Consider the following 24,613-nt stretch of genomic DNA (forward strand, 5'->3'; position numbering starts at 1 on the left):
CGCGCGCCGCGATTCGGCCCGCGCGCTTGACCTGAACATCGCGGGCCGTCAGTTTCCAGACCCAAGCGCCGCATCGTCGCAAGGAGGGAAAGCGCATGGCCAAGGTCGCCTTCATCGGTCTGGGCGTGATGGGATATCCGATGGCCGGACATCTGGTCGCGAACGGGCACGAGGTCACGGTCTACAACCGCACGCATCTCAAGGCCGAGAAATGGGTCGCCCAGCATGGCGGGCGCATGGCCGCCAGCCCCGCGGGCGCGGCCGAGGGGGCCGAGTTCGTCTTCGCCTGCGTGGGCGACGACGACGATCTGCGCTCGGTCACCACCGGCCCCGGCGGCGCCTTCGAGGCGCTCGAGCCCGGCATGATCTTCGTCGATCACACCACCGCCTCGGCCCGCGTCGCGCGCGAGCTGCACGCCCATGCCGCCGAGCACGGCGCCCATTTCATCGACGCGCCCGTCTCGGGCGGACAGTCGGGCGCCGAGAACGGCGTGCTGACGGTGATGTGCGGCGGCGAAGAGGGGCCCTACGCCCGCGCCGAGCCGCTCATCATGTCCTACGCGCGCTCGTGCCGGCTGATGGGGCCGTCCGGGGCGGGGCAGCTGACCAAGATGGTCAACCAGATCTGCATCGCCGGGCTGGTGCAGGGCCTGTCCGAGGGGCTGGCCTTCGCGATCAAGGCCGGGCTCGACGCCAAGGCGGTGGTCGAGGTGATCTCGAAGGGGGCCGCCGGTTCGTGGCAGATGGAGAACCGCGGCCCGACCATGATCGACGACAAGTTCGACTTCGGCTTCGCCGTGGACTGGATGCGCAAGGATCTGAAGATCTGCCTCGAGGAGGCCGACGCCAACGGCGCGGCGCTGCCGGTCACGGCGCTGGTGGACCAGTTCTACAAGGACGTGCAGGCCATGGGCGGCGGCCGCTGGGACACCTCGAGCCTGATCCGCCGCCTGCGCTGAGCGAGCGGGCCGGCGCGCGTCGCGCCGGCCGCCGGGCGCGTCAGCGCTTGATGCGGGTGTATTTCGCGCCCTCGAGCGACAGCCCCGCCATGATCCCGCGCTCGCCGAACACGACCTCGATCACCGGGTGGCGCGCGGTGGTGGTCGAGATGCCCGCCTGAAGCCCGTCCTCGGGGGTGACGACCTGCGCGTCGGCGCCCAGCTCCCATCCCTCCGAGCGGCGGAACTTCTCGAGCGCGGCGGTGGTCATGAACAGCAGCGCCTGCGACATGCGCTGCACGCCCGCCTGAAGGCCGAAGCTGGCGGCGGCGACGGCGTAGTAGTCCACCGTCACGCCGTTGACGCGCAGCGCGCCCTCGCCATAGGCGCCGCCGATCAGGAAGCCGGCCTTGGTGATTTCAGGCATCACCAGCACGCCGCGCGCCTTCTCGAGCAGCTCGCGCATCTCGGGCGACTGGGCGCGCAGCTCGGCCAGCGCCTTGTCCACCTTGTAGTCGATGACGGCCGCGTCCTCGGCCTGCGCCTGGCGCGCGGCGCCAAGCGCCAGCGGCAGGGCGGCCAGACCGGCCAGGAATTCGCGACGATGGGCGCCTCTCATGGGCCTTCTCCTTGTGCTGCCCGGAACGATGCGTTCCGCCTCGGGCCGAGTCTGGCGCCGCTGCGCGGCCGGAGCAAGGCCGCTCAGCCTTCCAGCCGCGCCCGATCGGGAAGGCGCGCGTCCTTGCCCTCGGCCGCGGCGGCGCGAAAATGGGGCCGCTCGGCCAGGCGCGACATGTAGGCGGCGACCTCGGGCAGCAGCTCGACCCGGCCGATGCGCATCAGGTGCAGCGTGTAGCCCATGGCGATGTCCGCGGCCGAGAAGCCGCGCGCCAGAATGTGCCCGCCCGACGCCACCCGCGCGGCCAGCGCGCGCTGGGCGCGGGCGATCTGGTCCTCGAGATAGGCCGCATGCGCGTCCGAGACCTGGTATTGCGCCATGCCCGCGCGATGCCCGGCCAGCGTGGCGACATGCGTCGCCACGCCCGCCTCGGCGTAGTGCATCCATTGCAGCCAGTCGCCGTAATCGGGATCGGCCGGGCGCGGGGCGAGCGGGGTCGGGCCGTAGCGGCCGCACAGATACTCCATGGCCGCGATCGACTCGAACACGCGCGTCTGGCCGTCGATCAGCGCCGGCACCTTGCCCGCCGGATTGATCCGCGCCCATTCCTCCGAGGCCAGCCATTCGCGGTCGAGCGGCAGCGAGATCACCTCGCCCTCCAGCCCCATCTCGCGCATCAGCCACAGCACGCGGAACGAGCGCGAATGGCGCACATGGAAAAGACGCAAGCTCATGCCGAACCCTCCAGCAGCTGCGCCGCGCGCGGCGCGAAATAGGTCAGGACGCCGTCGCAGCCCGCGCGCTTGAAGGCCAGCAGGCTTTCCATCATCGCCTGGTCGCCGTCCAGCCAGCCATTGGCGGCGGCGGCCTGGATCATGGCGTATTCGCCCGACACCTGGTAGGCGAAGGTGGGCGCGCCGAAGGTCTCGCGCGCGCGCCGGCACACGTCCAGATAGGGCATGCCGGGCTTGACCATGATCATGTCGGCGCCTTCCTCGAGGTCCGCGGCGATCTCGCGCAGGGCCTCGTCGGTGTTGCCGGGGTCCATCTGGTAGGTCTTCTTGTCGCCCTTGAGCGCGCCCTTGGCGCCCACCGCGTCGCGGAACGGGCCGTAGAAGGCGCTGGCGTATTTCGCCGCGTAGGACATGATCGCCACATGCTGGAAGTCGTGCGCCTCGAGCGCGCGGCGGATGACGCCGATGCGCCCGTCCATCATGTCCGAGGGGCCGAGGATGTCGGCGCCCGCCTCGGCCTGCGCCAGGGCCTGCCGCTCGAGCGCCTCGAGCGTCTCGTCATTGGCCACGTCGCCGTCGCGCACGATGCCATCATGCCCGTCCGAGTTGTAGGGGTCGAGCGCGACGTCCAGCATGACGCCCATCTGCGGCACGGCGCGCTTGATGGCGCGGGTGGCCGTGTTGACCAGGTTGTCGGGGTTCCAGGCCTCTTCGGCGCCGGGGGTCTTGCGCGCGGGGTCCGTGCGCGGGAACAGCGCCATGCAGACGATGCCCAGATCCGCCGCGCGGCGCGCCGCCTCGACGGCGCGATCGACCGTCAGCCGCGAGACCCCGGGCATCGAGGGCACGGGCTCTTCGGCGTCGACGCCGTCGATCAGGAAGAGGGGCCAGATCAGGTCGCGCACGCTCAGCTCGTGCTCGCGCACAAGGTCGCGGATCCAGGGGGCGCGGCGCAGGCGGCGCGGGCGCGAAAGCGGAAACGGGGCGATGCGCGGCGAGGTCATGCGGGGGTCTCCGATGCGGCTGGCGTCGCCTTCGCAATGCCACGGGCGCGGCCGCGCGGCAAGGCTTGGGCTTCTCCTGGCCGGGGCGGGAAGGCTAAAAGGGGGCCGAGTCGGCCGCGGCGGCGCGGCGAGGCATGGGGCGGGGCATGAGCGTCGAGACGACGGTGCACAGCATCTGGTATTGGGCGTTGCTGGCCGTTCTCTGGACCTGGGCCGGGGCCAGCGTGCACGGGGTGCCCCACCATGCCATCCGCCGCGCGGCGCTGCATGGCGGGCCGGATGCGGCGCTGTTCGACGCGCTGGCGCGCCGCAGCCTGGCGTGGATCGATTTCCGCTTCCATCGCGAGGGGTTGTGGTGGGGGCTGACCGGCGGCTTCGCCCTGTCCTCGCTGACGGTGCTGGCGCTGGGCTTCGGATACGAACCCGCGCTGGGTCTGTGGGCCGTCGCCGCGCCGTGGAGCGCGTTGTCGGTTCTGGCGCTGCGCGAGGCGCTGGCGCTGCACCGCGCCCAGCCCGCGCCCGACGAGCTGCTGCGCCGCTTCGTGCGCCGGCGCCGGATTCACGTCGGGGTCGGCTATGCGGCGGTGATGCTCACGGCCGCGGTCTTCGCGCTTGAAAGGGCTGGGGCGCTGGCTTTTCCGATGCGCTGACGCGCCGCCGCGCGGCGGCGGGGATCGGGTCCGCCTTCGCGCCCGCCGCAAGGGCCGTCGCCCTGTCAGTCGCCGCCATTTTTTCGCTGGGTCCCTGGTCCGCCCCCGCCGCGCCGTCGCTTTCGAGGGTTCCTTGCGCCGACGTGCAAGCTTGCGCGCCCCGCGGGTCTGGGTCTGGGTCTGGGTCTGGGCCCGGGTTCCCGGATTTGGCCTTGGCGGCAAGGCGTCAATCGCCGCCGGCTTCGGCCGGGCGGAACGCGCGGCGCCGCCGCGCCGCGCGCCCGAGCGCACGCGCCCGAGGGGCCGGCGCGCATGCGCAGGCCCCCGCACGCCTCGCCCCCGCACGCCTCGCCCCTGCGCGCCCCGGCCGGGCACCTCGTCCAATGGGGGCCGACCAGTCAGGCCGTCCAGGCCGCCCCCCCACCCGGCGCCCGCCTGTGCGGCCGCCCGCGCGCCCGCCTCCGCCCGTGGCCGCCCGCCTCGGCGGGCGCGCCGCGCTTGCGCGCTGGCGGCCGACGCGCTACCTCGCGCGCATGGCACGCGATCCATCCAGCACCCCCGCCAGCCCCCCCGCCCGTTCCTCCGGCGCGTCGACGCCGCCGCTCGCGCCCGGCCAGCTGCGCGTGGGCGGCGCGCCCGAGGGCTACGACGCCAAGCTGACCGCCGAGCTGGCGGCGCGCGCCGGCGGGCCGGTGCTGCATGTGGCGCGCGACGACGCCCGCCTGGCCGCCTTCGCCGAGGCGCTGGCCTTCTTCGCCCCGGATCTGCCCGTGCTGCGCTTTCCCGCCTGGGATTGCCTGCCCTATGACCGCATCTCGCCCAACCCCGAGATCGCCGCCGCGCGCATGGCGACGCTGGCCGCGCTGGCCGACGGCTTCGACCGTCCCTCGGTGGTGCTGACCACCGTCGCCGCCGCCGCCCAGCGCCTGCCCGCGCGCGAGGTGGTGCGCGGCGCCAGCTTCGTGGCCGAGGTCGGCAAGCCGCTGGATCTGGACGCGCTGCGCGACTACCTGGCGCGCATGGGCTTCAACCGCGCCTCGACGGTGACCGAGCCGGGCGACTTCGCCATCCGCGGCGGCGTCATCGACATCTTCCCCCCCGGCGCGCGCGGACCCGTGCGGCTGGACCTGTTCGGCGACATACTGGACGGCGCGCGCCGCTTCGATCCCGAAACCCAGCGCGCCACCGCCCGCCTGCGCCGGGTCGAGCTGGCGCCCGTCAGCGAGGTCATCCTGGACGAACCCGCCATCGCCCGCTTTCGCCAGCGCTATCGCGAGCTGTTCGGCGCCGCGGGCATGGACGACCCGCTCTACGAGGCCGTCAGCGCCGGGCGCAAGCACCAGGGCATGGAGCATTGGGCGCCCCTGTTCCACGAGCGCATGGAGACCCTGTTCGACTACCTGCCCGGCGCGCCCGTCAGCCTCGACCACCAGGCCGAAGAGGCCCTGGCCGCCCGGCGCGAGATGGTGGCCGACCACTACGACAACCGCCGCGCGGCCATGAACGCCAAGCCCGCCGCCGGCCTTGCGGCCCCGGTCTACAAGCCGTGCCCGCCCGAGATGCTGCACCTGACCGAGGCCGACTGGAGCGAGGCGCTGTCGGGCCGCCACCTGCGCCGCCTGTCGCCGCTGCCCCAGCCGCCGGGGCCGGGCTGCATCGACGCGGGCGGGCGCGCGGGGCGCAGCTTCGCCCCCGAGCGCCAGGCGCGCGAGGGGCGGCTGTTCGAGGCGCTGGCCGGCCATGTGCGCGCCCTGCGCGCGGCGGGCAAGACGGTGATCTTCGCCACCTATTCAGAGGGCGCGCGCGAGCGCGTGGGCACGCTGCTGTCCGATGCCGGGGTCGAGGGGCTGCGCCCCGCCGCGCGCTTCTCGGACGTTGCGCCCGACGCGGTCAACCTGGCGATCTGGGCGCTCGAGGCCGGGTTCGAGACAGACCGCCTCGCCGTGATCTCCGAGCAGGACGTGCTGGGCGACCGGCTGGTGCGCGCCCCGCGCCGGCGCCGGCGCGCCGACGCCTTCCTGACCGAGGTTGCCGACCTGTCGCCGGGCGATCTGGTCGTGCATGCCGAGCATGGCGTGGGCCGCTATCTGGGCCTTCAGACCATCGAGGCCATGGGCGCGCCGCACGAATGCGCCGCGCTCGAATACGCGGGCGGCGACAAGCTGTATCTGCCGGTCGAGAACATCGAGCTGCTGAGCCGCTACGGCCAGGAGGCCGGCCTTCTGGACCGGCTCGGCGGCGGCGCCTGGCAGGCGCGCAAGGCGAAGATGAAGGAGCGCATCCGCGACATGGCGGAGAAGCTCATCCGCGTGGCGGCCGAACGGGCGCTGCGCTCGGCGCCGCGCTTCGTCCCGCCCCATGGCCTGTGGGAAGAGTTCTGCGCCCGCTTCCCCTATCAGGAGACCGAGGACCAGCTGGCCGCCATCGACGACGTGCTCGCCGATCTGGCGTCGGGCCGGCCCATGGACCGGCTCGTGTGCGGCGACGTCGGCTTCGGCAAGACCGAGGTCGCGCTGCGCGCCGCCTTCGTCGCCGCCATGGCCGGCGCGCAGGTGGCGGTGATCGCGCCGACCACGCTGCTGGCGCGCCAGCATGCGCGCAGCTTCGCCGAGCGCTTCCGCGGCCTGCCGGTGAACGTGCGCCAGCTGTCGCGCTTCGTCGCCGCGCGCGAGGCGGCGCAGACGCGCAAGGGCCTCGCCGACGGCACGGTGGACATCGTGGTCGGCACCCACGCGCTGCTGGGCAAGGACATCCGCTTTCGCGACCTCGGGCTGCTCATCATCGACGAAGAGCAGCATTTCGGCGTGCGCCACAAGGAACGGCTCAAGCAGCTGCGCTCGGACGTGCATGTGCTGACCATGACGGCGACGCCCATCCCGCGCACGCTTCAGCAGGCCATGACCGGCGTGCGCGAGCTGTCGGTCATCGCCACGCCGCCGGTCGACCGGCTGGCCGTGCGCACCTATGTCGCGCCCTTCGATCCCGTCACCATCCGCGAGGCGCTGCTGCGCGAGCATTACCGCGGCGGGCAGTCCTTCGTGGTGTGCCCGCGCATCGCCGATCTGGATGAGATGGAGGCCTTCCTGCGCGAGCAGGTCCCCGAGGTCAGCTACGTCGTCGCCCATGGCCAGATGGCCGCGGGCGAGCTGGACGAGCGCATGAACGCCTTCTACGACGGGCGCTACGACGTGCTGCTGGCCACGACCATCGTCGAATCCGGGCTGGACATCCCCTCGGCCAACACGCTGGTGGTGCACAAGGCCGACATGTTCGGCCTGGCGCAGCTCTACCAGATCCGCGGGCGGGTGGGGCGCTCGAAGACGCGGGCCTACGCCTATCTGACCACCGAGCCGCGCAAGCGCCTGACCCCCGCCGCCGAGAAGCGGCTGAAGGTGCTGGCGGGGCTCGACAGCCTGGGCGCGGGCTTCAACCTGGCCAGCCATGACCTCGACATCCGCGGCGCGGGCAACCTTCTGGGCGAAGAGCAGTCGGGCCATGTGCGCGAGGTCGGCTTCGAGCTTTACCAGGACATGCTCGAAGAGGCGATCGCGCGCATGAAGGCCGGCGAGCTCGAGGGGCTGAGCGACGCCGACGACGAGGGCTGGTCGCCGCAGATCAATCTGGGCCTGCCGGTGCTGATCCCCGAAAGCTACGTGCCCGATCTGGACGTGCGGCTGGGGCTTTACCGGCGCCTGTCGGCCCTCGAGACGCGCGAAGAGCTCGAAGGCTTCGCGGCCGAGCTGCATGACCGCTTCGGCAAGCCCCCGCGCGAGGTCGAGACGCTGCTGCGGGTGGTTCGCGTCAAGGGCATGTGCAAGCGCGCGGGCATCGCGCGGCTGGACGGCGGGCCCAAGGGGGCGACCGTGCAGTTCCGCGGCGACCGCTTCGCCAACCCCGCCGGGCTGGCGGCCTGGCTGCAGGGGCAGAACGGGCTGGCCAAGATCCGCGACAACCGCATCGTCGTGCGCCGCGACTGGCGCGACGACGAGGACCGCCTGAAAGGCGCCTTCGCCATCGCCCGCGACCTGGCCGCCGCCGCCGGGGCGGGGGCCGCCAAGCCGGGCGCCGGGAAGGCGAAGGCGGAGGCCGGGAGCGCGGAGCGCAAGGGCGCAGAGCGCCAGGGCGCGGAGCGCAAGCGCGCGGGGCAAACGGGCGCGGGGCAAACGGGCGCGGGGCAGACGGGCGCAGGAAAAACGGGCGCGGAGAAAACGGGCGCGGTGGGGCAGGGCGCCAGGAAGCCGGCCGCCGCCCGGGCCTCGACCCCACGGGGCAAGCGCGGGGGCTGAGCGCCACGCGCCTTGGGCGCACGACCGCAGCCCCGCCCGCGCCCTTGGTGCGCCTTGCCGCCGCCTCCGGCGCCCTTGGCGCGCCTGACCGCCGAGCCCCGGCCCCCCGGCAGCCCCCTGCCGCGCGCGCCGGCCATTCGCCCAAGGGCGCCTTTCCCTTGCGGCGGAAGCCGCGGCCCAGCTCGTCAAACGCCTGGCCCGGATCGGCGCGCCTTCCCGCCCGCGGCGGGATCCGTGGGTTGAACATGTTCCCGTCCGGGCAGCGGCCTGCGCCTTCCCTTCGCGGCGCGCCGCCAAGGCCGCCGCCTTTTTCGCGGCGAGGTGGGCGACGGGAACGGCGCGCGCGGCGATCCGAGCGGGCCGCCTCGCCCGCCGCGTCGCTGGCTCAAGCCGGTTTCGGGCGCGACGACGCGGCAAGGGGGCGTGCGTCTTGGCCCGCCGAGGGCATGGCGCGCCTGCCGCGCGTCGCCCTCGCGCGCGCCCCTCGCCCGCATCCTTGCCGATCTGCGAAGGCGCGCGCCGCCTGCGGTCCGCGTGCGGCCTGCGCCCCGTGCGATCGGCGTTCGCTCGTCGAGCGGCTGGCGTGCGATCCGCGTGCGGCAGGGGCATGCCGATGCCGCCATGCGCGTGGGGCGGGCCGGGCGCGCCAGCCGCGCCCGGCTGGGCGAAGAAACGCCAAGGAGTCGCGACGATGCGGGGGCGTCAGGCCCGCCGTCCGCTCCCGCCTTCGTCCGATCGCTTCGCCGGCGGGGGCGTCAGTGCGCGCCGCCCATCGCCAGGATCGCGACGCCCAGCAGCGCGGCGATGCCCACCTCGATGGCCACCAGCTTCACATGCGAATCGCGCAGGATCGCCGCCGCCACCTCGCGCCGTTCGGGCCCTTCGGCCGTCGCCGCCAGGTAGGCGCTCTCGGCGTCCTGGATCTGGCGGCGGGCGGGTTCGGTGGTGAACAGGTAGACGCCCAGGATCAGCAGCAGCAGCGCGCCCGGCGCGTCGGCGCCGTTCTGCGCAAGGCGGAACAGCCCGCCCACCGCCAGCGCGATGCCCGTCAGCATCACCAGCAGAAAGCGCCAGGAATGGTCGAAGGCGCCCCGCCGCGCCGCGGCCGCCTCGGGCCCGAGGCGCGCCGCCTCGCCGCACAGCAGCGGGCAGCGGCGCCACATGACGACGCTCCACACCGCGCGCAGCGCAAAGGCCAGCGCGATCCAGCGCGCCAGCGGCTCGTCGCCGATCGCCTTGAGGATGTTCATCAACCCGTCCATGGCGCCCTCGTTTCGCGCGGCGCGGTCAGACCCGCGCGGCCAGAAGCTCGTCGATCACCTGCGACCAGAGCCCGGTTTCCTGCGCGCCCTGAAGCACATGGCGGCCGGCGACGATGAAGGTGGGCACGCCGCTCACGCCCATCTCGCGCGCGGCGGCGTCCTGCCTGCGGATCTCGTCCTTGTCGGCGTCGCTGGCCAGAAGCCGCGCGACGACTTCGGGCTCCATCCCCGCGGCGCGGGCGGCGTCGATCAGCACCTCGTGATCCGAGATGTCCTGCCCCAGCTGGAAATAGCGCCGGAACAGCTGCGAGACGACCGCCGACTGGTTGCCCGTGGCGCGCGACCACAGGATCAGCCGGTGCGCGTCAAGCGTGTTGGGCGTGCGCGCGATGCGCGAGAAGTCGATGTCCAGCCCCGCGTCGCGCGCCGCCTGCGCGATGGCGGCGTAGACCTGCGCGGCGCGCTCGGGGCCGCCGAACTTGGCTTCGAGATAGGCGCGCCGGTCCATGCCCTCGGGCGGCATGTCGGGGTTGAGCTGAAAGGGCCGCCAGGTGATGTCGAAGGGGTTCTCGGCCGCGGCTTCCAGCGCGCGGTCGAGCTTGACCTTCCCGATGTAGCACCACGGGCAGATGGGGTCGGAGATGATGTCGAGCGTGATCATGACGCGCACTCTAGCGCGGCTTTGCGCGCGGCGCCAATCACGACAGGGCGATGGCGCGCCGGGCCGCGCTCAGCCCGCGCCGTCGCGCCGATGCGCCGCCGCAAGGGCGGCGCGGCGCACCTTGCCGTTGGCCGTGCGCGGCAGCTCGGGCACGAAGATCACCTCGCGCGGGCGCTTGTAGGGAGCCAGGCGCTCGGCGGCGGCGGCAAGGATGGCGTCCGCGTCGGGCGCGGCGCCGGGGCGCGGCACGACGAAGGCGGCGATGATCTCGAGATCGGCGCGCACGGGCAGCGCGGCGGCGGCGCATTCGGCCACGTCGGGATGGGCGCTCAGCGCCTCTTCGACCTCGGCGGGGCTGACGCGGTAGCCGAGCGCGTTCATCACCTCGTCGGCGCGGCCCAGATGCGTGACGTAGCCGTCGGCGTCCATGCGCGCCGCATCGCCGGTCAGGAACCACTCGCCGCGCCAGGGGGCGGGCGCGTTCCAGTAGCCCAGCATCAGCCCCGGATCGCGGCGCGAGACGGCCAGCATTCCGTCGCTTCCCACGGGAACGGGGGCGCCCGCCTCGTCCAGCACCGCCACGCGCCGGCCCGGCTGCGGGCGCCCCGCCGCGCCCGGGCGCGGCGGCGTGTCGGGCGAGGAGGAGATGTAGGTCGAGATCTCGCTCATCCCCAGCGCCTCGTAAAGCGCGGTCCCCGTGGCCGCGCGCCAGGCCTCGCGCAGCGCGTCGGGCGCGCGCTCGCCCGCCGTCAGGCCGTGGCGCAGCGCCGGCATGGCGCGCAGATCGGCGCCGGACTTGAGCAGCTGGCGGTGCACGCCGGGGGCGGCGGCGAAGATGGTGGCGCGATGCGCGCGCATCAGCTCGGCCCAGACCGCGGGATTGCGGGGCGCGCCGGGCGCGGCGGCGCGCACCACCGTCGCCGCGCCCGCCGCCCAGGGGTCGGTCAGCCCGGCGCCCAGCGTGTAGGTCCAGTTGAAGGCGCCGGCATGCAGCATCACGTCGTCGGGGGTCAGCCCATACCAGCCCCGCCACATCATGCGCCGCGCCCAGGCGCTGCGATGGGCGTGCAGCACGCCCTTGGGCGCGCCCGTGGCGCCCGAGGTGAAGATCATGAAGGCGGGGTCGTCGGCGGCGGTGTCGGCGAAATCGCCGACGGGCGCGCGCAGAAGGGCGGCCATCTCGGCATCGCCCAGCGCCGGCGGCGCCGCCCCCGCCAGCCCGGCGCAGGCCGCGTCCAGCTCGCCGCGCAGCGCATCGGCGCAGAGGATCGCCGCCGGCTCGGCCGCCGCGATCAGCCGCGCCAGCTCGGACGCGGTCAGCTGCTCGGATGTGGGCACGGGAACCAGCCCCGCGCCCGCGGCGCCGAAGAACATCAGCGCAAAGCGCGGCTCGTTGCCCAGCCGCAAGAGCACCCGCGCGCCCGGCGCAAGGCCGAGGCGGCGCAGCCCCTCGGCCGCGCGGCGCACGCTCTCGCGCAGGCGCCCGTAGCTCCAGCGCTCGGCGCCGTCGGGGCCGATGGCGGTCAGCGCGATCTTGGCGTCGGGGGCGGGGCCGGCGCCGGGCAGGCCCGGCCCCTCGAGCGTGTGCCGCGCCATGTTGAAGCGCCCGGGGCAGGGGGGCGGCGGCCCCAGATCGAACAGCGAGACGCGCAGCGGCGGGCGCCCGGCGCCGGGCGGATCGCCGGACGCGGCGCGAGGCCCGGCATCGGGGCCGCCGGCGCGGGCGGGCTCGCGCCCCGCATCGGGGGGCGGGTCGGCGTCGGCTGCGGGACCGTTTTCGGGGCCGCCATCCGGGCCGGCTTGCGGGTGGGGGGGGATGGTTCGCGCGCTCATGCCCCCTTGGTAGCGCGCCGGCGGCGCGCGCGAAAGACGGTCCGCGCAAGGGGCGCCTCATGCCCGGACTCGTCATCGCGCCCGGCATGGACTACAACGCGCGGCGAAGGAGCCGGACCATGACCGATCGTCAACCCTCGCTCATCCAGATCGCCACGCGCCGCGCCGAGGCGTCGCCCCTTGCCCCGCTGCGTCTTGGCGAGCGCGTGCGCCAGATCCGCAAGGCGCATGGCTGGACGCTGGAAGAGGCCGCGCGGCGCGCGGGGCTGGCGCGCTCGACCCTGTCCAAGATCGAGAACGAGCAGATGTCGCCCACCTTCGACGCCGTGCAGAAGCTGGCGCGCGGGCTGGGCATCGACGTGCCGCAGCTGTTCGCCCCCGCGCCCGGCGACAGGGCGCTGGCGCGCCGCGCCGTCACGCGCGCCGGCGCGGGCGAGCCGCACCCCACCCGCACCTACGAGCATTTCCTGCTGGCGCCCGAGATCAGCCGCAAGAAGATGCTGCCCTATCGCGCCGTGGTGCGCGCCCGCTCGATCGAGGAATTCGACGGCTGGGTGCGCCATTCGGGCGAGGAGTTCCTGTTCGTGCTGTCGGGCGCGGTGCGCCTGTTCACCGAGTTCTACGAGCCCGTCGACCTGGGCGAGGGCGACAGCGTCTATTACGACGCCGGGATGGGGCACAACGTGGTGTCGATCTCGGAGGAGGACGCGCAGATCCTCTGGGTCACGTCCCTGACGGGCTGACCGCCGGGCCTGACGGGCCGGGCGCCGGCGCGTGCGCGCGCAGGAACATGCGCTCGAGCAGCGCCCGCAGCCAGGCCTTGAGCGCGGGGTCGTGGCGCGCGAAATCGGCGTCGAGCCGCGCGGGGTCCGAGACGCCGGGGCGGCCGAAATAGTCGGCCAGCTCGCGCTTCCACGCCTCGAGAATGGCGGGCGTCACCTCGGGGTGGAACTGCAGCGCCAGCGCCGAGCCGATCGCGTAGGCCTGGTTGGGCCAGACCTCGCCGCGCGCCAGCAGCGTCGCGCCGGGCGGAAGCGCGAAGCCCTGCGCGTTGCCCGACAGCGCCATGAAGCCCGGCGGGAACAGCCCCGCGCCCTCGGCCGTCGGGACGACCGGATGAAAGCCCAGCGCCACGCGCCCCTCGGGATGCGGCCCGACCCTGGCGCCCAGCGCGTCGGCCAGCAGCTGCGCGCCCAGGCAGATCGCCAGCAGCGGGCGCCCCAGCGCCAGCATCCCGCGCGCGAAGGCCTGCTCGTCGCGCATCCACGGCAGCGAGTCGGCGTCGGTGACCATCTGCGGCCCGCCCATGATCATGGCGCCGTCGAAGTCGCACGGATCGGGCGTCGGCTCGCCCCGCCAGGGCGAGACGACATGCAGCCGCGCCCCGCGCGCGCGCAGATGGGCGCGCGCGGCGTCCTCCTCGGGATCGTCGTGATGGGCGATGACGCAGATGCGCGGCCCGCCCGACGCGGCCGCCGCGCTCATAGCGCCGTCCAGCCGCCGTCGACCGAGATGGTCGTGCCGGTGATCTGCTCGGCCGCGTCCGAGCACAGGAAGGCCGCGACGCCGCCGATCTGCTCGACCGTGGCGAAGCGCTTCGAGGGCTGACGCTCGAGCAGAACCTCGCGGATGACCGTCTCGCGGTCCATGCCGTATTTCTCCATCGTGTCGGGGATCTGCGCCTCGACCAGCGGGGTCAGCACATAGCCCGGGCAGATGGCGTTGGCGGTGATGGGCTCTTCGGCGGTCTCGAGCGCGGTCACCTTGGTCAGCCCCACCACGCCATGCTTGGCCGCCACATAGGCCGACTTGAAGGGCGAGGCCGTCAGCCCATGCGCCGAGGCGATGTTGATCACCCGCCCCCAGCCCGCCTTGCGCATCAGCGGCAGCGCCGCGGCGGTGGTGTGGAAGGCCGAGCTCAGATTGATCGCCAGGATGGCGTTCCACTTCTCGACCGGGAATTCCTCGATGCGGGCGACGTGCTGGATGCCGGCGTTGTTGACCAGGATGTCGGCGCCGCCCAGCGCCTCGGCCGCGCGCGTCACCAGCGCGCGGCACTGCGCGGGGTCCGACATGTCGGCCTGGACGTAGATCACCCGTGCGCCCGTCTCCTCGGACAGCGCGCGCGCCAGGGCGTGGTCCTCTTCGCGGTCGGTGAACGAGTTGATCGCCACCTGCGCGCCCAGCTTCGCCAGCTCGCGCGCGACGCCAAGGCCGATGCCCGAATTCGATCCGGTCACGATCGCCGTCTTGCCCTTGAGATTCATCCTCGCCGCTCCGATCTTGCCTTCGGGGCGCCCGCCCCGTTCGCGCCCGGCGCGCGCCGGGCCCCTGCGCCCATCTGGTAGCGCGGCGCGGCGCGGTTGACGAGGGGCGGCGCATCAAAAAAACGCCCTCCGAAGAGGGCGTTGAGTATTTGAGGCAGGTTTCATACAGGCAAGAAACCTATCGAGCAGTGATGACAAGATACGTAAACAAGACCCTGCGGCGCAAGCCGAAAGTTTGCGCCCGCCCCCTGCGCGGGGTTAGGTTGCGCCCCGGCGCGGCGCACAGAGGCGAGGCGAGGATGCAGGGAATGGGGTTCCTGGCGGCGGCGACGCTAGGTCTTGCGGCGCTGATCGGCGCGGCGGCGCAGGCGGCGCCCGCGCATGGCATCGCCATGCATGGCGCGCCGGCGCTCGAGCCGGGCTTTCGCGCCTTGCCCTACGCCAATCCCGAGGCGCCCAAGGGCGGGCGAATCGTGTTCGGCGAGGTGGGCGGATTCGATTCGCTCAACCCCTACATCGTCAAGGGCCGCGCGCCCTGGGCGGTGCGCACGCTGACGGTGGAATCGCTCATGGGCCGCAGCTGGGACGAACCCTTCTCGCTCTACGGCCTTCTGGCCGAAAGCGTCGAGACCCCGCCCGACCGCTCATGGGTCGCCTTCACCCTGCGCCCCGAGGCGCGCTTCTCGGACGGCAGCCCGGTGACGCTCGACGACGTGGTCTGGTCCATGCGCACGCTGGGCGAGCAGGGGCTGCCGGGGTTCCGGTCCTCGTGGCGCAAGGTCTCGGCGGTCGAGCGGCTGGGCCCGCGCACGGTGCGCTTCCGCTTCTCCGAGCCCGACCGCGAAATGCCCCTGATCCTGGGCCTGCGCCCGATCCTGAAGAAGGACCGCTTCGCCGGGCGCGACTTCGCCCAGACCACGCTCGAGCCGCTGATCGGCTCGGGGCCCTATGTGGTCGAGGCCTTCGAGCCGGGGCGCTTCATCTCGTTCCGCCGCAACCCGGACTATTGGGGCGCGCATCTGGGCCTGAACGCCGGCCGGCACAATTTCGACGAGGTGCGCTACGAGTATTTCAAGGACGACAACGCCCGCTTCGAGGCCTTCAAGGCCGGGCTGGTCACCATCTTCCGCGAAAGCGACCCGGTGCGCTGGGCGCAGGGCTACGACTTTGCGGCCGTGCGCGAGGGGCTGGTGGTGAAGGAAGAGATCCCCAACGGCCGCCCCAGCGGCATGACGGGCTTCGTCTTCAACACGCGCCGCCCGCCCTTCGACGATCGCCGGGTGCGCCAGGCGCTGGCGCTGGCCTTCGATTTCGAATGGATCAACCGCACCCTGCATGGCGGCGCCTATGAGCGCATCCACAGCTTCTTCGGCAATTCCGAGCTGGGCTTTCGCGGCCCCCTCGGCGCGGACGAGGCGCGGATACTGGGGCCGCACGCCGCCGCGCTGGCGCCCGAGGCGCGCAGCGGCGCCTTCGCCTGGCCGCGCAGCGACGGATCGGGGCGCAACCGGGCCAATCTGCGCCGCGCGCGCGACCTGCTGGCCGAAGCGGGCTGGCGCGTGCGCGACGGGGTTCTGCGCGACGCCGACGGGCGCCCGCTGCGTTTCGAGATCCTGCTCTCGGGGCCGCAATACGAGGCCGCCGCCGCCGTCTTCGCCGACGCGCTGCGGGTGCTGGGCGTCGAGGCGCGGCTGCGCGTGGTCGATCCGGCGCAGTATCAGCAGCGGCTGACGCATTACGACTACGACATGATCGTGGCGGGTTGGGCCATGTCGCTCAGCCCCGGCAACGAGCAGCGCTTCTACTGGGGGCGCGAGGGGGTGCGCCAGCCGGGCACGCGCAACTACATGGGCGTGGACGATCCGGCGGTCGAGGCGGCGGTGGACGCGCTTCTGGCCGCCGAGGATCGCCCGACCTTCGTCGCGGCCGCCCGGGCGCTCGACAGGGCGCTGACCACGGGGGTGTATGTGATCCCGCTGTGGCGCTCGCCGGTCTCGCGACTGGCGCACCGGGCCGATCTGCGCCACCCCGAGCGGCTGCCCCTTTACGGCGACTGGACCGGATTCCTGCCCGACGTCTGGTGGCAGGAGCCGCGCTGAGCGCCCGGCGCCGCTGGCGGGGGGCGTCGCCATCGCCCTTGCCGCGCCCGCGGCGGGCGGCGCATGATTGCAATGCGGAGATGAGGCGGTTCGGCGCCCGCCGCGCCCGCGCGGTCAGCTCGTCAGCAGCCCGATGGCCAGCGTCCACATCAGCGCGCCCACGCCCAGATCCAGCCAGCGCCAGGCCTGCGGGCGCGCGAAAAGCGGCGCCAGCGCCCGCGCCCCGTAGCCCAGCGCGAAGAAGAAGGCGAAGGACGCCGTCACCGCCCCCGCCCCGAAGGACAGCCGCTCGGCGCCCGCGTAGCGCGCGCCCACGGCGCCGATCAGCGCCAGCGTGTCCAGATACACATGCGGGTTGAGCCAGGTCAGCGCCAGCGTCGCCCCAAGCGCCGCGCGCAGCGGCATCGCCGCGCCCTGCGCCATCGCCAGCGCCGAGGGGCGCAGCGCCGCGCGCAGCCGCATGGCGCCGTAGGCCAGAAGGAAGGCCGCGCCGCCCAGCGTCATCGCCCGCTCGATCCACGGATGGGCCGCGGCCAGCGCCCCGAAGCCGCCGACCCCCGCCGCGATCAGGAGCGCGTCGGACAGCGCGCAGGTCAGGCAGATCCAGAACACATGCTCGCGCCGCAGGCCCTGGCGCAGGACGAAGGCGTTCTGCGCGCCGATCGCCAGGATCAGGCTGATGCCGACGCCAAAGCCCGTCGCCGCCGCCGCCAGGGCCGCCTCGGCCGCCGCGCCCACGCGCTCAGCCCTTGCCGCCGCGGCGCGCGGCGGTCCGCGGCGCGGCGCGGCGCGCGGCGGCCGCGCGCTCCTGCGCGGTGGGCGGGCTGACGAGCCCGGCCGAGATGACCAGCTTGGCCGCCTCTTCGACCGTCATGTCCAGGATCACCACCTGGCTGCGCGGCACGAACAGCAGAAAGCCCGAGGTGGGGTTGGGCGTGGTGGGCAGGAACACGCTCAGCATCGGCTCGCCGGCGGGGGCGGCCTCGGCGATCTCGCCGCGCGTCTCGGTCGAGATGAAGGCGATCGCCCACAGGCCCTTGCGCGGATACTCGATCAGGCAGGCCTGCTTGAACGAGGTCTGCGACTGGCTCAGCACCGTTTCCACGATCTGCTTGAGCGCGTTGTAGATCGAACGCACGATCGGCATGCGCTCGACCCAGTCCTCGGCCAGGTGCACCAGCTGGCGGCCGAACAGGTTCTTGGTCAGATAGCCGACCACGGCGGTGAACAGGATGAACACCAGCACGCCGAAGCCGGGAATGTCGACGCCGATATAGGTCGAGGGGTTGTAGGCCGCGGGCACCCACGGCACGATCTTGCCGTCGACGAAGGTGATGACCGTCCAGATCAGGTAGATGGTCAGCAGCGTGGGCGCCACCACCACCAGCCCGGTCAGGAAGTTGCCGCGCATGCGCTGCCAGAAGCCGCGCCGGGGCGCCTTGCGCCCTTTCGCGTTGCGTGCCGCCATTCGTCTCTCCGATGTCCGGCCGCGTTCGCACACGCGGCCCACGCGCGCCCGCCCTGGGCGCGTCCGCTAACTAATAGCCCTGCGCGCGATCGACAACATGCAAGGGCGGCGCGCCGCGGGCGATGCGCCCGATCTGCGCGACCAGCGCCTCGGCGGCGGTGTCGGGCCGCGTGGCCGAGGCGATGTGCGGCGTCACCAGAACGCGCGGATGGGTCCAGTAGGGATGCTCGGGGGGCAGGGGCTCGTGGCGGAAGACGTCCAGCGTCGCATGCGCCACATGCCCCGAATCGAGCGCGGCCAGAAGCGCGTCGTCGTCGATCAGCGCCCCGCGGCCCGGATTGACGATGGCCGCGCCGCGCGGCAGCAGCGCCAGGCGCCGCGCGTCCATGATGCCGGCGGTCGCCGGGGTCGCCGGCAGCAGCAGAACCGCGATCTGCGCCGCGCGCAAGGTCTCTTCCAGCCCCTCGGGGCCGGCGCGGCAGATCACGCCCGGCACGTCGCGCAGGCGCCGCGACCAGCCATGCACCACGAAGCGCAGCCGCGCCAGCGCCTCGGCCGCCGCCGCGCCCAGCTCGCCCAGCCCCAGCACGGCCACATGGCGCTGACGCGCCAGGGGCGGCGGGGTCGGGTCCCAGCGCCCGGGCGGGGCGAACAGGTGCGCGTCCATGCCCAGGTGGATCCGCATCACGTGACCGACGACGTATTCCGTCATGCCCTCGGTCATGCCGCGCTCGACCATGCGCGCAAGCGGCGCCTTGAGCGTCGGATTGGCCAGCAGCGCCTCGACCCCGGCCCACATGCTCAGCGCCGCGCGCAGGTTGACGTAGGGGCCGAAGTCGCGCACCGGCCCCTTGGGATCGACGATCATCACGTCCACCGCCGCCGGATCGACGCGCGCGGGATCGGTCTCGAGCGCAAAGCGCTCGCCCGCGCGCTCGGCCGCCGCGCGCAGCGCCGCGCTCCAGACCTCGCGATCCTCGGGACGGCCGGCGAAAAGAACCCGAAGCGTCATCGCATTCCCCCTTGCTCAGAGCCCGCGGCGCGGGCGATGCACATGCGCCGACTGGATCAGCCCGAAGGCGATCATCAGCACAAGCATGGCCGAGCCGCCATAGCTGACCAGCGGCAAGGGCACGCCCACCACCGGCGCCAGCCCCATCACCATGGCCATGTTCACGGCGAAGAAGAAGAAGAAGGTCGCCGTCAGCCCGCCCGTCATCAGCGCCCCGAAACGGTCGCGGTTCGACAGCATCGAGGCGGTGCAGAACAGCACGATCAGCGCGTATAGCCCCAGCAGCGCCAGCGAGCCGACATGGCCGAACTCCTCGGCCAGGGTGGTGAAGATGAAGTCGGTGTGCTTCTCGGGCAGGAAGTTGAGCCGCGCCTGCGTGCCCTGCATGAAGCCGCGCCCCGTCAGCCCGCCCGAGCCGAAGGCGATCTTGGACTGGGTGATGTGATAGCCCGCCCCGAGCGGATCGGAGGAGGGGTCGAGGAAGACCTCGATGCGGCGATACTGGTAGTCCTTGAGCAGCTGCCACTCGGTCCCGCGCGAGGCCATCACCGCCGCCACCGCCCCCGCGCCCGCGGCCGCCGCGGCGATGAAATACCACCAGCTGACCCCGGCCAGGAACATCACCACCGCGCCCCCCGCGCCCAGCAGCAGCGCCGTGCCCAGATCGGGCTGCTTGAGCACCAGCGCCATGGGCAGCGCGATCATCGCCAGCGGCGGCAGCAGCCACAACGGGCGCGAGACCTTGTCGCGGTCGAGCCAGTCGTAATAGCGCGCCAGCGCCATCACCAGCGCGATCTTCATCGCCTCCGAGGGCTGAAGCTGCACGAACCCAAGGTCGATCCAGCGCTGCGCGCCCATGCCCACCGAGCCGAACAGCTCGACCGCGGCCAGCAGCGCCAGCCCCCCCAGATAGGCCAGCGGCGCCATGGCGCGCCAGAAGCGCACATGGATCATGGCGATGGCCATCATCAGCGCCACGCCCATGGCGAAACGCACCATCTGCCGCGCGCTCCAGGGCTCGAGCCGCCCGCCCGCGACCGAATACAGCATCAGAAAGCCCACGCAGGCCACCGCCGTCACCAGGAGCAGCAGCGCCCAGTTGAAGCGCAGAAGCTTGGCGCCCAGCGTGGCGGGCTCGTCGCGGTCGAGGTCGCGGAAGGTCATGCGCGGTCGCTTTGCGGTCGTTCGGGTCGAGGGGCGGGCGGGCGCAGGCGTTCTTCCTCGATGCGCCGTCGCTCGTCGGGCGGATAGGCGGTGATGGGCGGTTCGGGGCCGAACAGGGCGCGCATCATCAGGTCGCGCGCGATCGGCGCCGCCGCGGTCGAGCCGCCGCCGCCATGCTCGACCACCACCGACACCGCATAGCGCGGCGCCCGGTAGGGGGCGAAGCAGACGAACAGCGCATGGTCGCGCCGCTCCCATGGCAGGTCGGCGTTGCGGATGACGCCGGCGGCGCGCTCGGCGGCGGTGATGCGGCGCACCTGGCTGGTGCCGGTCTTGCCCGCCATCTCCATGCCCTCCTGCGCGATGCGCGCCTTGCGCGCCGTGCCGCGCGCGTCGTTGACGACGCCGAACATGCCGCCCCGCACCAGCGCCAGATGCGCGGCCGAGACGCCCAGCGGCGCGAATTCGGGCGCCGGCAGCGGCAGCCCGGCGCGCGCGCGCACAAGGCGCGGCGTCACCTGCCGGCCCGTGGCGATGCGCGCCGTCATCACCGCCAGCTGGATCGGGGTCGCCAGCACATAGCCCTGGCCGATGCCGGCGTTGAGCGTGTCGCCGATCTGCCAGGCGCGCTTGTGGGCGCGGCGCTTCCACGCCTTGTCGGGGATCAGCCCCGAGCGCACCGCCGGCAGCGGCAGGGGCGGCGCCTGCCCCAGGCCAAGGCGGCGCGCCATGTCGGCGATGGCCTCGACGCCCACGCGCCGCGCGATCTCGTAGTAGAACACGTCGCAGGACTGCGCCAGGCTCTGGTGCAGGTCCACATGCCCGTGCCCGCCGCGCCGCCAGCAATGGAACCAGGACGTGCCCAGCTTGTAGCGCCCGTTGCAGAAGACGCGCTCGGCCGGGTCCAGCGCCCCGGCCTCGAGCGCCGCCAGCGCCACCACCATCTTGAAGGTCGAGCCGGGCGGATACTGCCCCGAGACGGTCTTGTTCGACAGCGGCCTATGGGGGTCGTCGAGCAGCGCCTTCCACTCCTTCGACGAGATGCCGAAGACGAACTTGTTCGGATCGAAGCCCGGCGCCGAAGCCAGCGCCGCGACATCGCCCGTCGTCAGGTCCAGCACGCAGGCGGCGGCGCTTTCGTCCTTCATGCGCTCCATGGCGTAGCGCTGAAGCTCGAGATCCACGGTCAGCTGCAGGTCGTCGCCGGGCTTGCCCTCTTCGCGCTCGAACTCGCGGATGACGCGGCCCAGCGCGTTGACCTCGATGCGGCTGACGCCCGCCTCGCCGCGCAGGATCTCCTCGGCCTTGAGCTCGACGCCCGACTTGCCGATCTGGAAGTCGGGAATCTGGTAAAGCGGGGTGCGCCCGCCGTCTTCCTTGAGCTCGCGCTCGGAAACGCGGCCCACATAGCCCACCACATGCGCCGTCAGTTCGCCCTGCGGGTAGAAGCGCGTCAGCCCCGCCTCGACCTCGACGCCGGGCAGGGCGGGGGCGTTGGCGTTGACGCGGGCGAACTCCTCCCAGGTCAGGTGCTCGGCCACGGCCACGGGCACGAAGGCGGGCTTGGCGCGCAGCTCGCGCAGGGCCTTCTCGCGCGCGCGGGGCGGGATGTCGATCAGCCGGGCCAGGCGCGCCAGCGTCTCTTCGGGGTCGTCCGTTCCCTCGCGCACGATGGCGACGCGGTAGTTCTGCCGGTTGACCGCCAGGGGGCGGCCCTCGCGGTCGAAGATGCGCCCGCGCGCGGGCGGAATGAGGCGGATGTTGACGCGGTTCTCCTCGGCCATGAGGCGAAAGCGCTCGGCGTCGGCGATCTGGAGCTGGCGCATGCGCAGCGCCAGCACGCCCATCAGGGCGCCCTGCGCGCCCAGCAGCACCAGCCCCCGGCGCGTCAGCGCGCCCGCGTCGCGCCGGGCGCTCATGACGCGCTCCTGCGCGGGCGCAGCATCAGCCCGTAGCGCAGCGCCGCCGCCGCCAGCGGAAAGGCCGCCGTCGTCGCCGCCCAGCGCAGCGACAGATCCGACAGGGGCGGCGCGCCGGCGAACGAGACCAGCATCAGCAGCCACTGCCCCAGCAGCACCGCCGCCGATCCGGCCGAGGCCGCCGCCCAGTCGCGCCAGGGCTCGTGCGGGCGCGCGGCGGCGTCGGCCACGGCCGCGCGCGCCGACAGCGCCTGCGCGGTCAGGAACATGCACAGCGCCCCCGCGCCCGCCGGGCCGCCCAGCGCCAGATCGGCGAACAGCGCGGCCGCCGCCAGGGCCGGCGCGGGCAGCGCGTCGCGGCGGTTGAGCGCGAACCACGCCAGCACGCACCACACCAGATCGGGCGAGGGCGCCGAGGCCGGCTGCAGCCCCAGCGGCGCCAGCTGCAGCAGCAGCGCGACGAACAACGCCGCCGCCAGGGCCGCGCCGCCATGCAGCAGCTCGATCCCGCGCGCGTTCACCGCCCCGCCCCCGAGACCGTCCCCGAATCCATCCCCGACGCCGCGCCCGCGCCAGGGGCCGGGTTCGGCCCGGCGCCCCCGGCGCCGCCGTCCGGCGCATCCTCGCTCGCGGCCGGCGGCGCGCCGGACGGCGCCGGGCGCAGGATCAGCCCGCCGGGCGCGTCGATGCGCGTGTCCGGCTCGTAGCGCAGCACGCGCACGAATTCGAGCCGCTTCATGTCCGCCGACAGCAGCGCCCGCGGCTTGCCCCGCGGACCGATCACCGCCAGCCCCACCGGCAGATCGGGCGGAAACACGCCGCCCGCGCCCGAGGTCACGATGCGCTCGCCCGCCACGGGCTGATCGGGGTTCTCCACATGCGCCAGCAGCGGGGCGGCGCCGGCGTCGCCGGCCATGATCGCCCGCCGCCCCGAGGGCAGCAGCGTGACCGGCACCCGGCTCGAGTGGTCCGTCACGAACAACACCCGCGCCACGTGGCGGCCGACCCCGGTCACGCGACCGACCAGGCCCGAGCCGTCCATCACAGCCGCGCCGTCGCGCACGCCGTCGCGCGCGCCCACATTGACCAGCGCCGTCTGCAGGAAGGGGCCGCCGCCATCGGCGATGATCTCGCCCGTCGCGAAGCCCGCCGCCGGCGCAAGGCGCACGTTGTTGAGCGCGCGCAGACGCGCGTTCTCCTGCTCGAGCTGCCGGGCCGCCTCGCGCCAGGCGCGCAGGCGCTGGATCTCGCGCCGCAGCTCGGCGTTCTGGGCGTAGACGCGGGTGAAGCGCTGATAGTCGGCGATCATGTCCGAGACGAAGCGCGCCGGCGTCGCCGTCCATTCGAGCGAGGGGCGCAGCCACTCGGCCGCGGCCATGCGCAGGCGCTCGAGCCGCGGATTGTCGGCGCGCCACAGCACGAACACCCCGAACAGCGCCACCGCCAGCGCGGCCGCGACCGCGCGCCGGGCGGCGCGGGCCATGTCCTCGTGTCGGATGCGGGCGTCGCTCATCGCGCGGGTCTCCGTGCGTCGTCGCCCGGCGCGGGCGCCGCCGCGCGCGGCCCGCCTGGCGCGGGCGCCGGCGCGCGGCGGGGGCCGCGGGCGGTCAGCTCTTGTAGCTCAGAATGTGCATGAGGTCCTTCTCATGCTCCAGCGCCTTGCCGGTTCCCAGCGCCACGCAGCTGAGCGGATCCTCGGCCACGGTGATGGCCAGCCCCGTCTGCTCGCGCAGCGCAAGGTCCAGATCGCCCAGCAGCGCGCCGCCGCCGGTCAGCATCACGCCGCGGTCCACGATGTCGGCCGCAAGGTCGGGCGGCGTGGCCTCGAGCGCGCTCATCACCGCCTCCTTGATCGCCTGCACCGGCTCGGCCAGCGCCTCGGCGATCTGCCCCTGCGTGACCTCGATCTCCTTCGGGATGCCGTTCATCAGGTCGCGCCCGCGGATGTCCATCGACTGCCCGCGCCCGTCGGCGGGCATGCGCGCGGTGCCGATGGCGGTCTTGATGCGTTCGGCCGTCGCCTCGCCGATCAGGATGTTCTGCGAGCGGCGCAGATACGAGATGATCGCCTCGTCCATCTTGTCGCCGCCCACGCGCACCGAGCGCGCATAGACGATGTCGCCCAGCGACAGCACCGCCACCTCGGTCGTGCCGCCGCCGATGTCCACCACCATCGAGCCGGTGGCCTCGCTGATGGGCATGCCCGCGCCGATGGCCGCGGCGATGGGCTCGGCGATCAGGGCAGCCTTGCGCGCGCCCGCGGCCATGACCGATTCGCGGATCGCGCGCTCCTCGACCGGGGTGGCGCCGTAGGGCACGCACACCACGATCTTCGGCGCCGCCCACGAGCCACGGCGGTTCACCTTGCGGATGAAGTGCTTGATCATCTCCTCGGCGACGTCGAAATCGGCGATCACGCCGTCGCGCATGGGCCGGATGGCCTGGATCGAGCCGGGCGTGCGGCCCAGCATCATCTTGGCCTCCTCGCCCACGGCCAGGACCTCTTTCTTGCCGTCCTTGACCGCGAAGGCGACCACCGAGGGTTCGTTGAGCACGATTCCCCGGCCCTTGACGTAAACAAGCGTGTTCGCCGTGCCGAGATCGATGGCCATGTCCGACGAGAACGCGCCGAGAATCCTGCTGAGCATGCGCTATGATCCGTTCCTGTTGCGCGGCGCCTTGCGCGCGCGCCCGCTC

General features: G+C 73.4%; 21 protein-coding genes. 5 read left to right on the top strand and 16 right to left on the bottom strand.

The features are described 5' to 3' along the window. The first annotated feature begins 95 nt into the window (after positions 1-95). Positions 96-959, top strand: coding sequence for an NAD(P)-dependent oxidoreductase (locus LY05_RS02440; protein WP_072746164.1), 864 nt, complete (start codon positions 96-98; stop codon positions 957-959). Between the two features lie 40 nt (positions 960-999). On the opposite strand, the gene LY05_RS02445 is transcribed toward LY05_RS02440, so the two are convergent. From LY05_RS02445 to hemB, 3 genes are all read right to left on the bottom strand, one after another. Beyond that, on the bottom strand, positions 1,000-1,557 hold the full coding sequence (locus tag LY05_RS02445) for a lipid-binding SYLF domain-containing protein (protein WP_148921957.1): 558 nt from the start codon (positions 1,555-1,557) through the stop codon (positions 1,000-1,002). A gap of 83 nt (positions 1,558-1,640) precedes the next feature. Then, positions 1,641-2,291: a glutathione S-transferase family protein gene (locus LY05_RS02450; protein WP_148921958.1), complete on the bottom strand. Its 651-nt coding sequence runs from the start codon at positions 2,289-2,291 to the stop codon at positions 1,641-1,643. After that, entirely contained in the window at positions 2,288-3,295 is a 1,008-nt protein-coding gene (gene hemB, locus LY05_RS02455) for a porphobilinogen synthase (protein ID WP_072746161.1), read from the bottom strand. Before hemB ends, LY05_RS02450 begins: the two co-directional genes overlap by 4 nt. A 146-nt stretch (positions 3,296-3,441) precedes the next feature. Here hemB and LY05_RS02460 point away from each other — a divergent pair, with 146 nt between their 5' ends. Both LY05_RS02460 and mfd read left to right on the top strand, forming a co-directional pair. Continuing rightward, positions 3,442-3,945: a hypothetical protein gene (locus tag LY05_RS02460; RefSeq protein WP_072746160.1), complete on the top strand. Its 504-nt coding sequence runs from the start codon at positions 3,442-3,444 to the stop codon at positions 3,943-3,945. A gap of 533 nt (positions 3,946-4,478) precedes the next feature. Further along, a complete protein-coding gene (gene mfd, locus LY05_RS02465) occupies positions 4,479-8,231 on the top strand; it encodes a transcription-repair coupling factor (RefSeq protein ID WP_211356262.1) in 3,753 nt (1,250 codons plus the stop codon). A gap of 755 nt (positions 8,232-8,986) precedes the next feature. Here mfd and LY05_RS02470 read toward each other — a convergent pair. The 3 genes from LY05_RS02470 to LY05_RS02480 all read right to left on the bottom strand — a co-directional run bounded on the left by LY05_RS02470 (position 8,987) and on the right by LY05_RS02480 (position 11,987). Continuing rightward, on the bottom strand, positions 8,987-9,493 hold the full coding sequence (locus tag LY05_RS02470) for a hypothetical protein (RefSeq protein WP_072746159.1): 507 nt from the start codon (positions 9,491-9,493) through the stop codon (positions 8,987-8,989). 25 nt (positions 9,494-9,518) lie between these two features. Next, a complete protein-coding gene (locus LY05_RS02475) occupies positions 9,519-10,154 on the bottom strand; it encodes a DsbA family oxidoreductase (RefSeq protein ID WP_148921959.1) in 636 nt (211 codons plus the stop codon). Positions 10,155-10,223: 69 nt separating this feature from the next. Next, positions 10,224-11,987, bottom strand: a complete 1,764-nt coding sequence (locus tag LY05_RS02480) for an acetate--CoA ligase (RefSeq protein WP_249041831.1) — start codon at positions 11,985-11,987, stop codon at positions 10,224-10,226. Between the two features lie 119 nt (positions 11,988-12,106). On the opposite strand from LY05_RS02480, the gene LY05_RS02485 reads away from it, so the two are divergent. Continuing rightward, a complete protein-coding gene (locus LY05_RS02485; protein ID WP_072746157.1) occupies positions 12,107-12,730 on the top strand; it encodes a helix-turn-helix domain-containing protein in 624 nt (207 codons plus the stop codon). Here LY05_RS02485 and LY05_RS02490 read toward each other — a convergent pair. Beyond that, positions 12,711-13,472 carry a type 1 glutamine amidotransferase gene (locus LY05_RS02490; RefSeq protein ID WP_148921960.1) on the bottom strand — a complete coding sequence of 254 codons (762 nt, stop codon included), beginning with the start codon at positions 13,470-13,472 and terminating at the stop codon, positions 12,711-12,713. The genes LY05_RS02485 and LY05_RS02490 overlap by 20 nt on opposite strands. Continuing rightward, positions 13,469-14,254, bottom strand: coding sequence for a 3-hydroxybutyrate dehydrogenase (locus LY05_RS02495; protein ID WP_072746155.1), 786 nt, complete (start codon positions 14,252-14,254; stop codon positions 13,469-13,471). Before LY05_RS02495 ends, LY05_RS02490 begins: the two co-directional genes overlap by 4 nt. 308 nt (positions 14,255-14,562) lie before the next feature. On the opposite strand from LY05_RS02495, the gene LY05_RS02500 reads away from it, so the two are divergent. After that, complete coding sequence (locus LY05_RS02500) at positions 14,563-16,353, top strand: extracellular solute-binding protein (RefSeq protein WP_249041832.1); 1,791 nt, start codon at positions 14,563-14,565, stop codon at positions 16,351-16,353. Positions 16,354-16,467: 114 nt separating this feature from the next. On the opposite strand, the gene LY05_RS02505 is transcribed toward LY05_RS02500, so the two are convergent. The 8 genes from LY05_RS02505 to LY05_RS02540 form a co-directional block, all read right to left on the bottom strand. Further along, complete coding sequence (locus LY05_RS02505) at positions 16,468-17,067, bottom strand: LysE/ArgO family amino acid transporter (RefSeq protein WP_148922022.1); 600 nt, start codon at positions 17,065-17,067, stop codon at positions 16,468-16,470. A gap of 28 nt (positions 17,068-17,095) precedes the next feature. Beyond that, complete coding sequence (locus tag LY05_RS02510; protein ID WP_148921962.1) at positions 17,096-17,821, bottom strand: DUF502 domain-containing protein; 726 nt, start codon at positions 17,819-17,821, stop codon at positions 17,096-17,098. Between the two features lie 70 nt (positions 17,822-17,891). Beyond that, a complete protein-coding gene (locus LY05_RS02515; RefSeq protein ID WP_148921963.1) occupies positions 17,892-18,833 on the bottom strand; it encodes an NAD(P)-dependent oxidoreductase in 942 nt (313 codons plus the stop codon). A gap of 15 nt (positions 18,834-18,848) precedes the next feature. Next, entirely contained in the window at positions 18,849-19,997 is a 1,149-nt protein-coding gene (gene rodA / locus LY05_RS02520; protein ID WP_072746152.1) for a rod shape-determining protein RodA, read from the bottom strand. Then, the gene (gene mrdA / locus LY05_RS02525) at positions 19,994-21,916 is read right to left on the bottom strand and encodes a penicillin-binding protein 2 (RefSeq protein WP_148921964.1); all 1,923 of its coding nucleotides are present in this window, start codon (positions 21,914-21,916) and stop codon (positions 19,994-19,996) included. The genes rodA and mrdA overlap by 4 nt, the downstream gene beginning before the upstream one ends. Then, complete coding sequence (locus LY05_RS02530) at positions 21,913-22,437, bottom strand: hypothetical protein (RefSeq protein WP_148921965.1); 525 nt, start codon at positions 22,435-22,437, stop codon at positions 21,913-21,915. The genes mrdA and LY05_RS02530 overlap by 4 nt, the downstream gene beginning before the upstream one ends. Beyond that, entirely contained in the window at positions 22,434-23,429 is a 996-nt protein-coding gene (gene mreC, locus LY05_RS02535; RefSeq protein ID WP_148921966.1) for a rod shape-determining protein MreC, read from the bottom strand. The genes LY05_RS02530 and mreC overlap by 4 nt, the downstream gene beginning before the upstream one ends. Before the next feature lie 94 nt (positions 23,430-23,523). Then, complete coding sequence (locus LY05_RS02540; protein ID WP_072746148.1) at positions 23,524-24,564, bottom strand: rod shape-determining protein; 1,041 nt, start codon at positions 24,562-24,564, stop codon at positions 23,524-23,526. Between the last annotated feature and the right edge of the window lie 49 nt (positions 24,565-24,613).

The organism is Oceanicella actignis, from assembly GCF_008124525.1.
In the GTDB taxonomy this organism is placed as follows: Bacteria; Pseudomonadota; Alphaproteobacteria; order Rhodobacterales; family Rhodobacteraceae; genus Oceanicella; species Oceanicella actignis.

What these genes read in the sequence shown, in the direction of transcription:
- LY05_RS02470 (WP_072746159.1), bottom strand. Translation starts at nt 9,493, where the DNA reads ATGGACGGGTTGATGAACATCCTCAAGGCGATCGGCGACGAGCCGCTG.
- LY05_RS02515 (WP_148921963.1), bottom strand. Translation starts at nt 18,833, where the DNA reads ATGACGCTTCGGGTTCTTTTCGCCGGCCGTCCCGAGGATCGCGAGGTC.
- LY05_RS02495 (WP_072746155.1), bottom strand. Translation starts at nt 14,254, where the DNA reads ATGAATCTCAAGGGCAAGACGGCGATCGTGACCGGATCGAATTCGGGC.
- LY05_RS02485 (WP_072746157.1), top strand. Translation starts at nt 12,107, where the DNA reads ATGACCGATCGTCAACCCTCGCTCATCCAGATCGCCACGCGCCGCGCC.
- LY05_RS02480 (WP_249041831.1), bottom strand. Translation starts at nt 11,987, where the DNA reads ATGAGCGCGCGAACCATCCCCCCCCACCCGCAAGCCGGCCCGGATGGC.
- LY05_RS02475 (WP_148921959.1), bottom strand. Translation starts at nt 10,154, where the DNA reads ATGATCACGCTCGACATCATCTCCGACCCCATCTGCCCGTGGTGCTAC.
- LY05_RS02540 (WP_072746148.1), bottom strand. Translation starts at nt 24,564, where the DNA reads ATGCTCAGCAGGATTCTCGGCGCGTTCTCGTCGGACATGGCCATCGAT.
- LY05_RS02500 (WP_249041832.1), top strand. Translation starts at nt 14,563, where the DNA reads ATGGGGTTCCTGGCGGCGGCGACGCTAGGTCTTGCGGCGCTGATCGGC.
- LY05_RS02440 (WP_072746164.1), top strand. Translation starts at nt 96, where the DNA reads ATGGCCAAGGTCGCCTTCATCGGTCTGGGCGTGATGGGATATCCGATG.
- mreC (WP_148921966.1), bottom strand. Translation starts at nt 23,429, where the DNA reads ATGAGCGACGCCCGCATCCGACACGAGGACATGGCCCGCGCCGCCCGG.
- hemB (WP_072746161.1), bottom strand. Translation starts at nt 3,295, where the DNA reads ATGACCTCGCCGCGCATCGCCCCGTTTCCGCTTTCGCGCCCGCGCCGC.
- LY05_RS02460 (WP_072746160.1), top strand. Translation starts at nt 3,442, where the DNA reads ATGAGCGTCGAGACGACGGTGCACAGCATCTGGTATTGGGCGTTGCTG.
- LY05_RS02445 (WP_148921957.1), bottom strand. Translation starts at nt 1,557, where the DNA reads ATGAGAGGCGCCCATCGTCGCGAATTCCTGGCCGGTCTGGCCGCCCTG.
- rodA (WP_072746152.1), bottom strand. Translation starts at nt 19,997, where the DNA reads ATGACCTTCCGCGACCTCGACCGCGACGAGCCCGCCACGCTGGGCGCC.
- mrdA (WP_148921964.1), bottom strand. Translation starts at nt 21,916, where the DNA reads ATGAGCGCCCGGCGCGACGCGGGCGCGCTGACGCGCCGGGGGCTGGTG.
- mfd (WP_211356262.1), top strand. Translation starts at nt 4,479, where the DNA reads ATGGCACGCGATCCATCCAGCACCCCCGCCAGCCCCCCCGCCCGTTCC.
- LY05_RS02450 (WP_148921958.1), bottom strand. Translation starts at nt 2,291, where the DNA reads ATGAGCTTGCGTCTTTTCCATGTGCGCCATTCGCGCTCGTTCCGCGTG.
- LY05_RS02490 (WP_148921960.1), bottom strand. Translation starts at nt 13,472, where the DNA reads ATGAGCGCGGCGGCCGCGTCGGGCGGGCCGCGCATCTGCGTCATCGCC.
- LY05_RS02510 (WP_148921962.1), bottom strand. Translation starts at nt 17,821, where the DNA reads ATGGCGGCACGCAACGCGAAAGGGCGCAAGGCGCCCCGGCGCGGCTTC.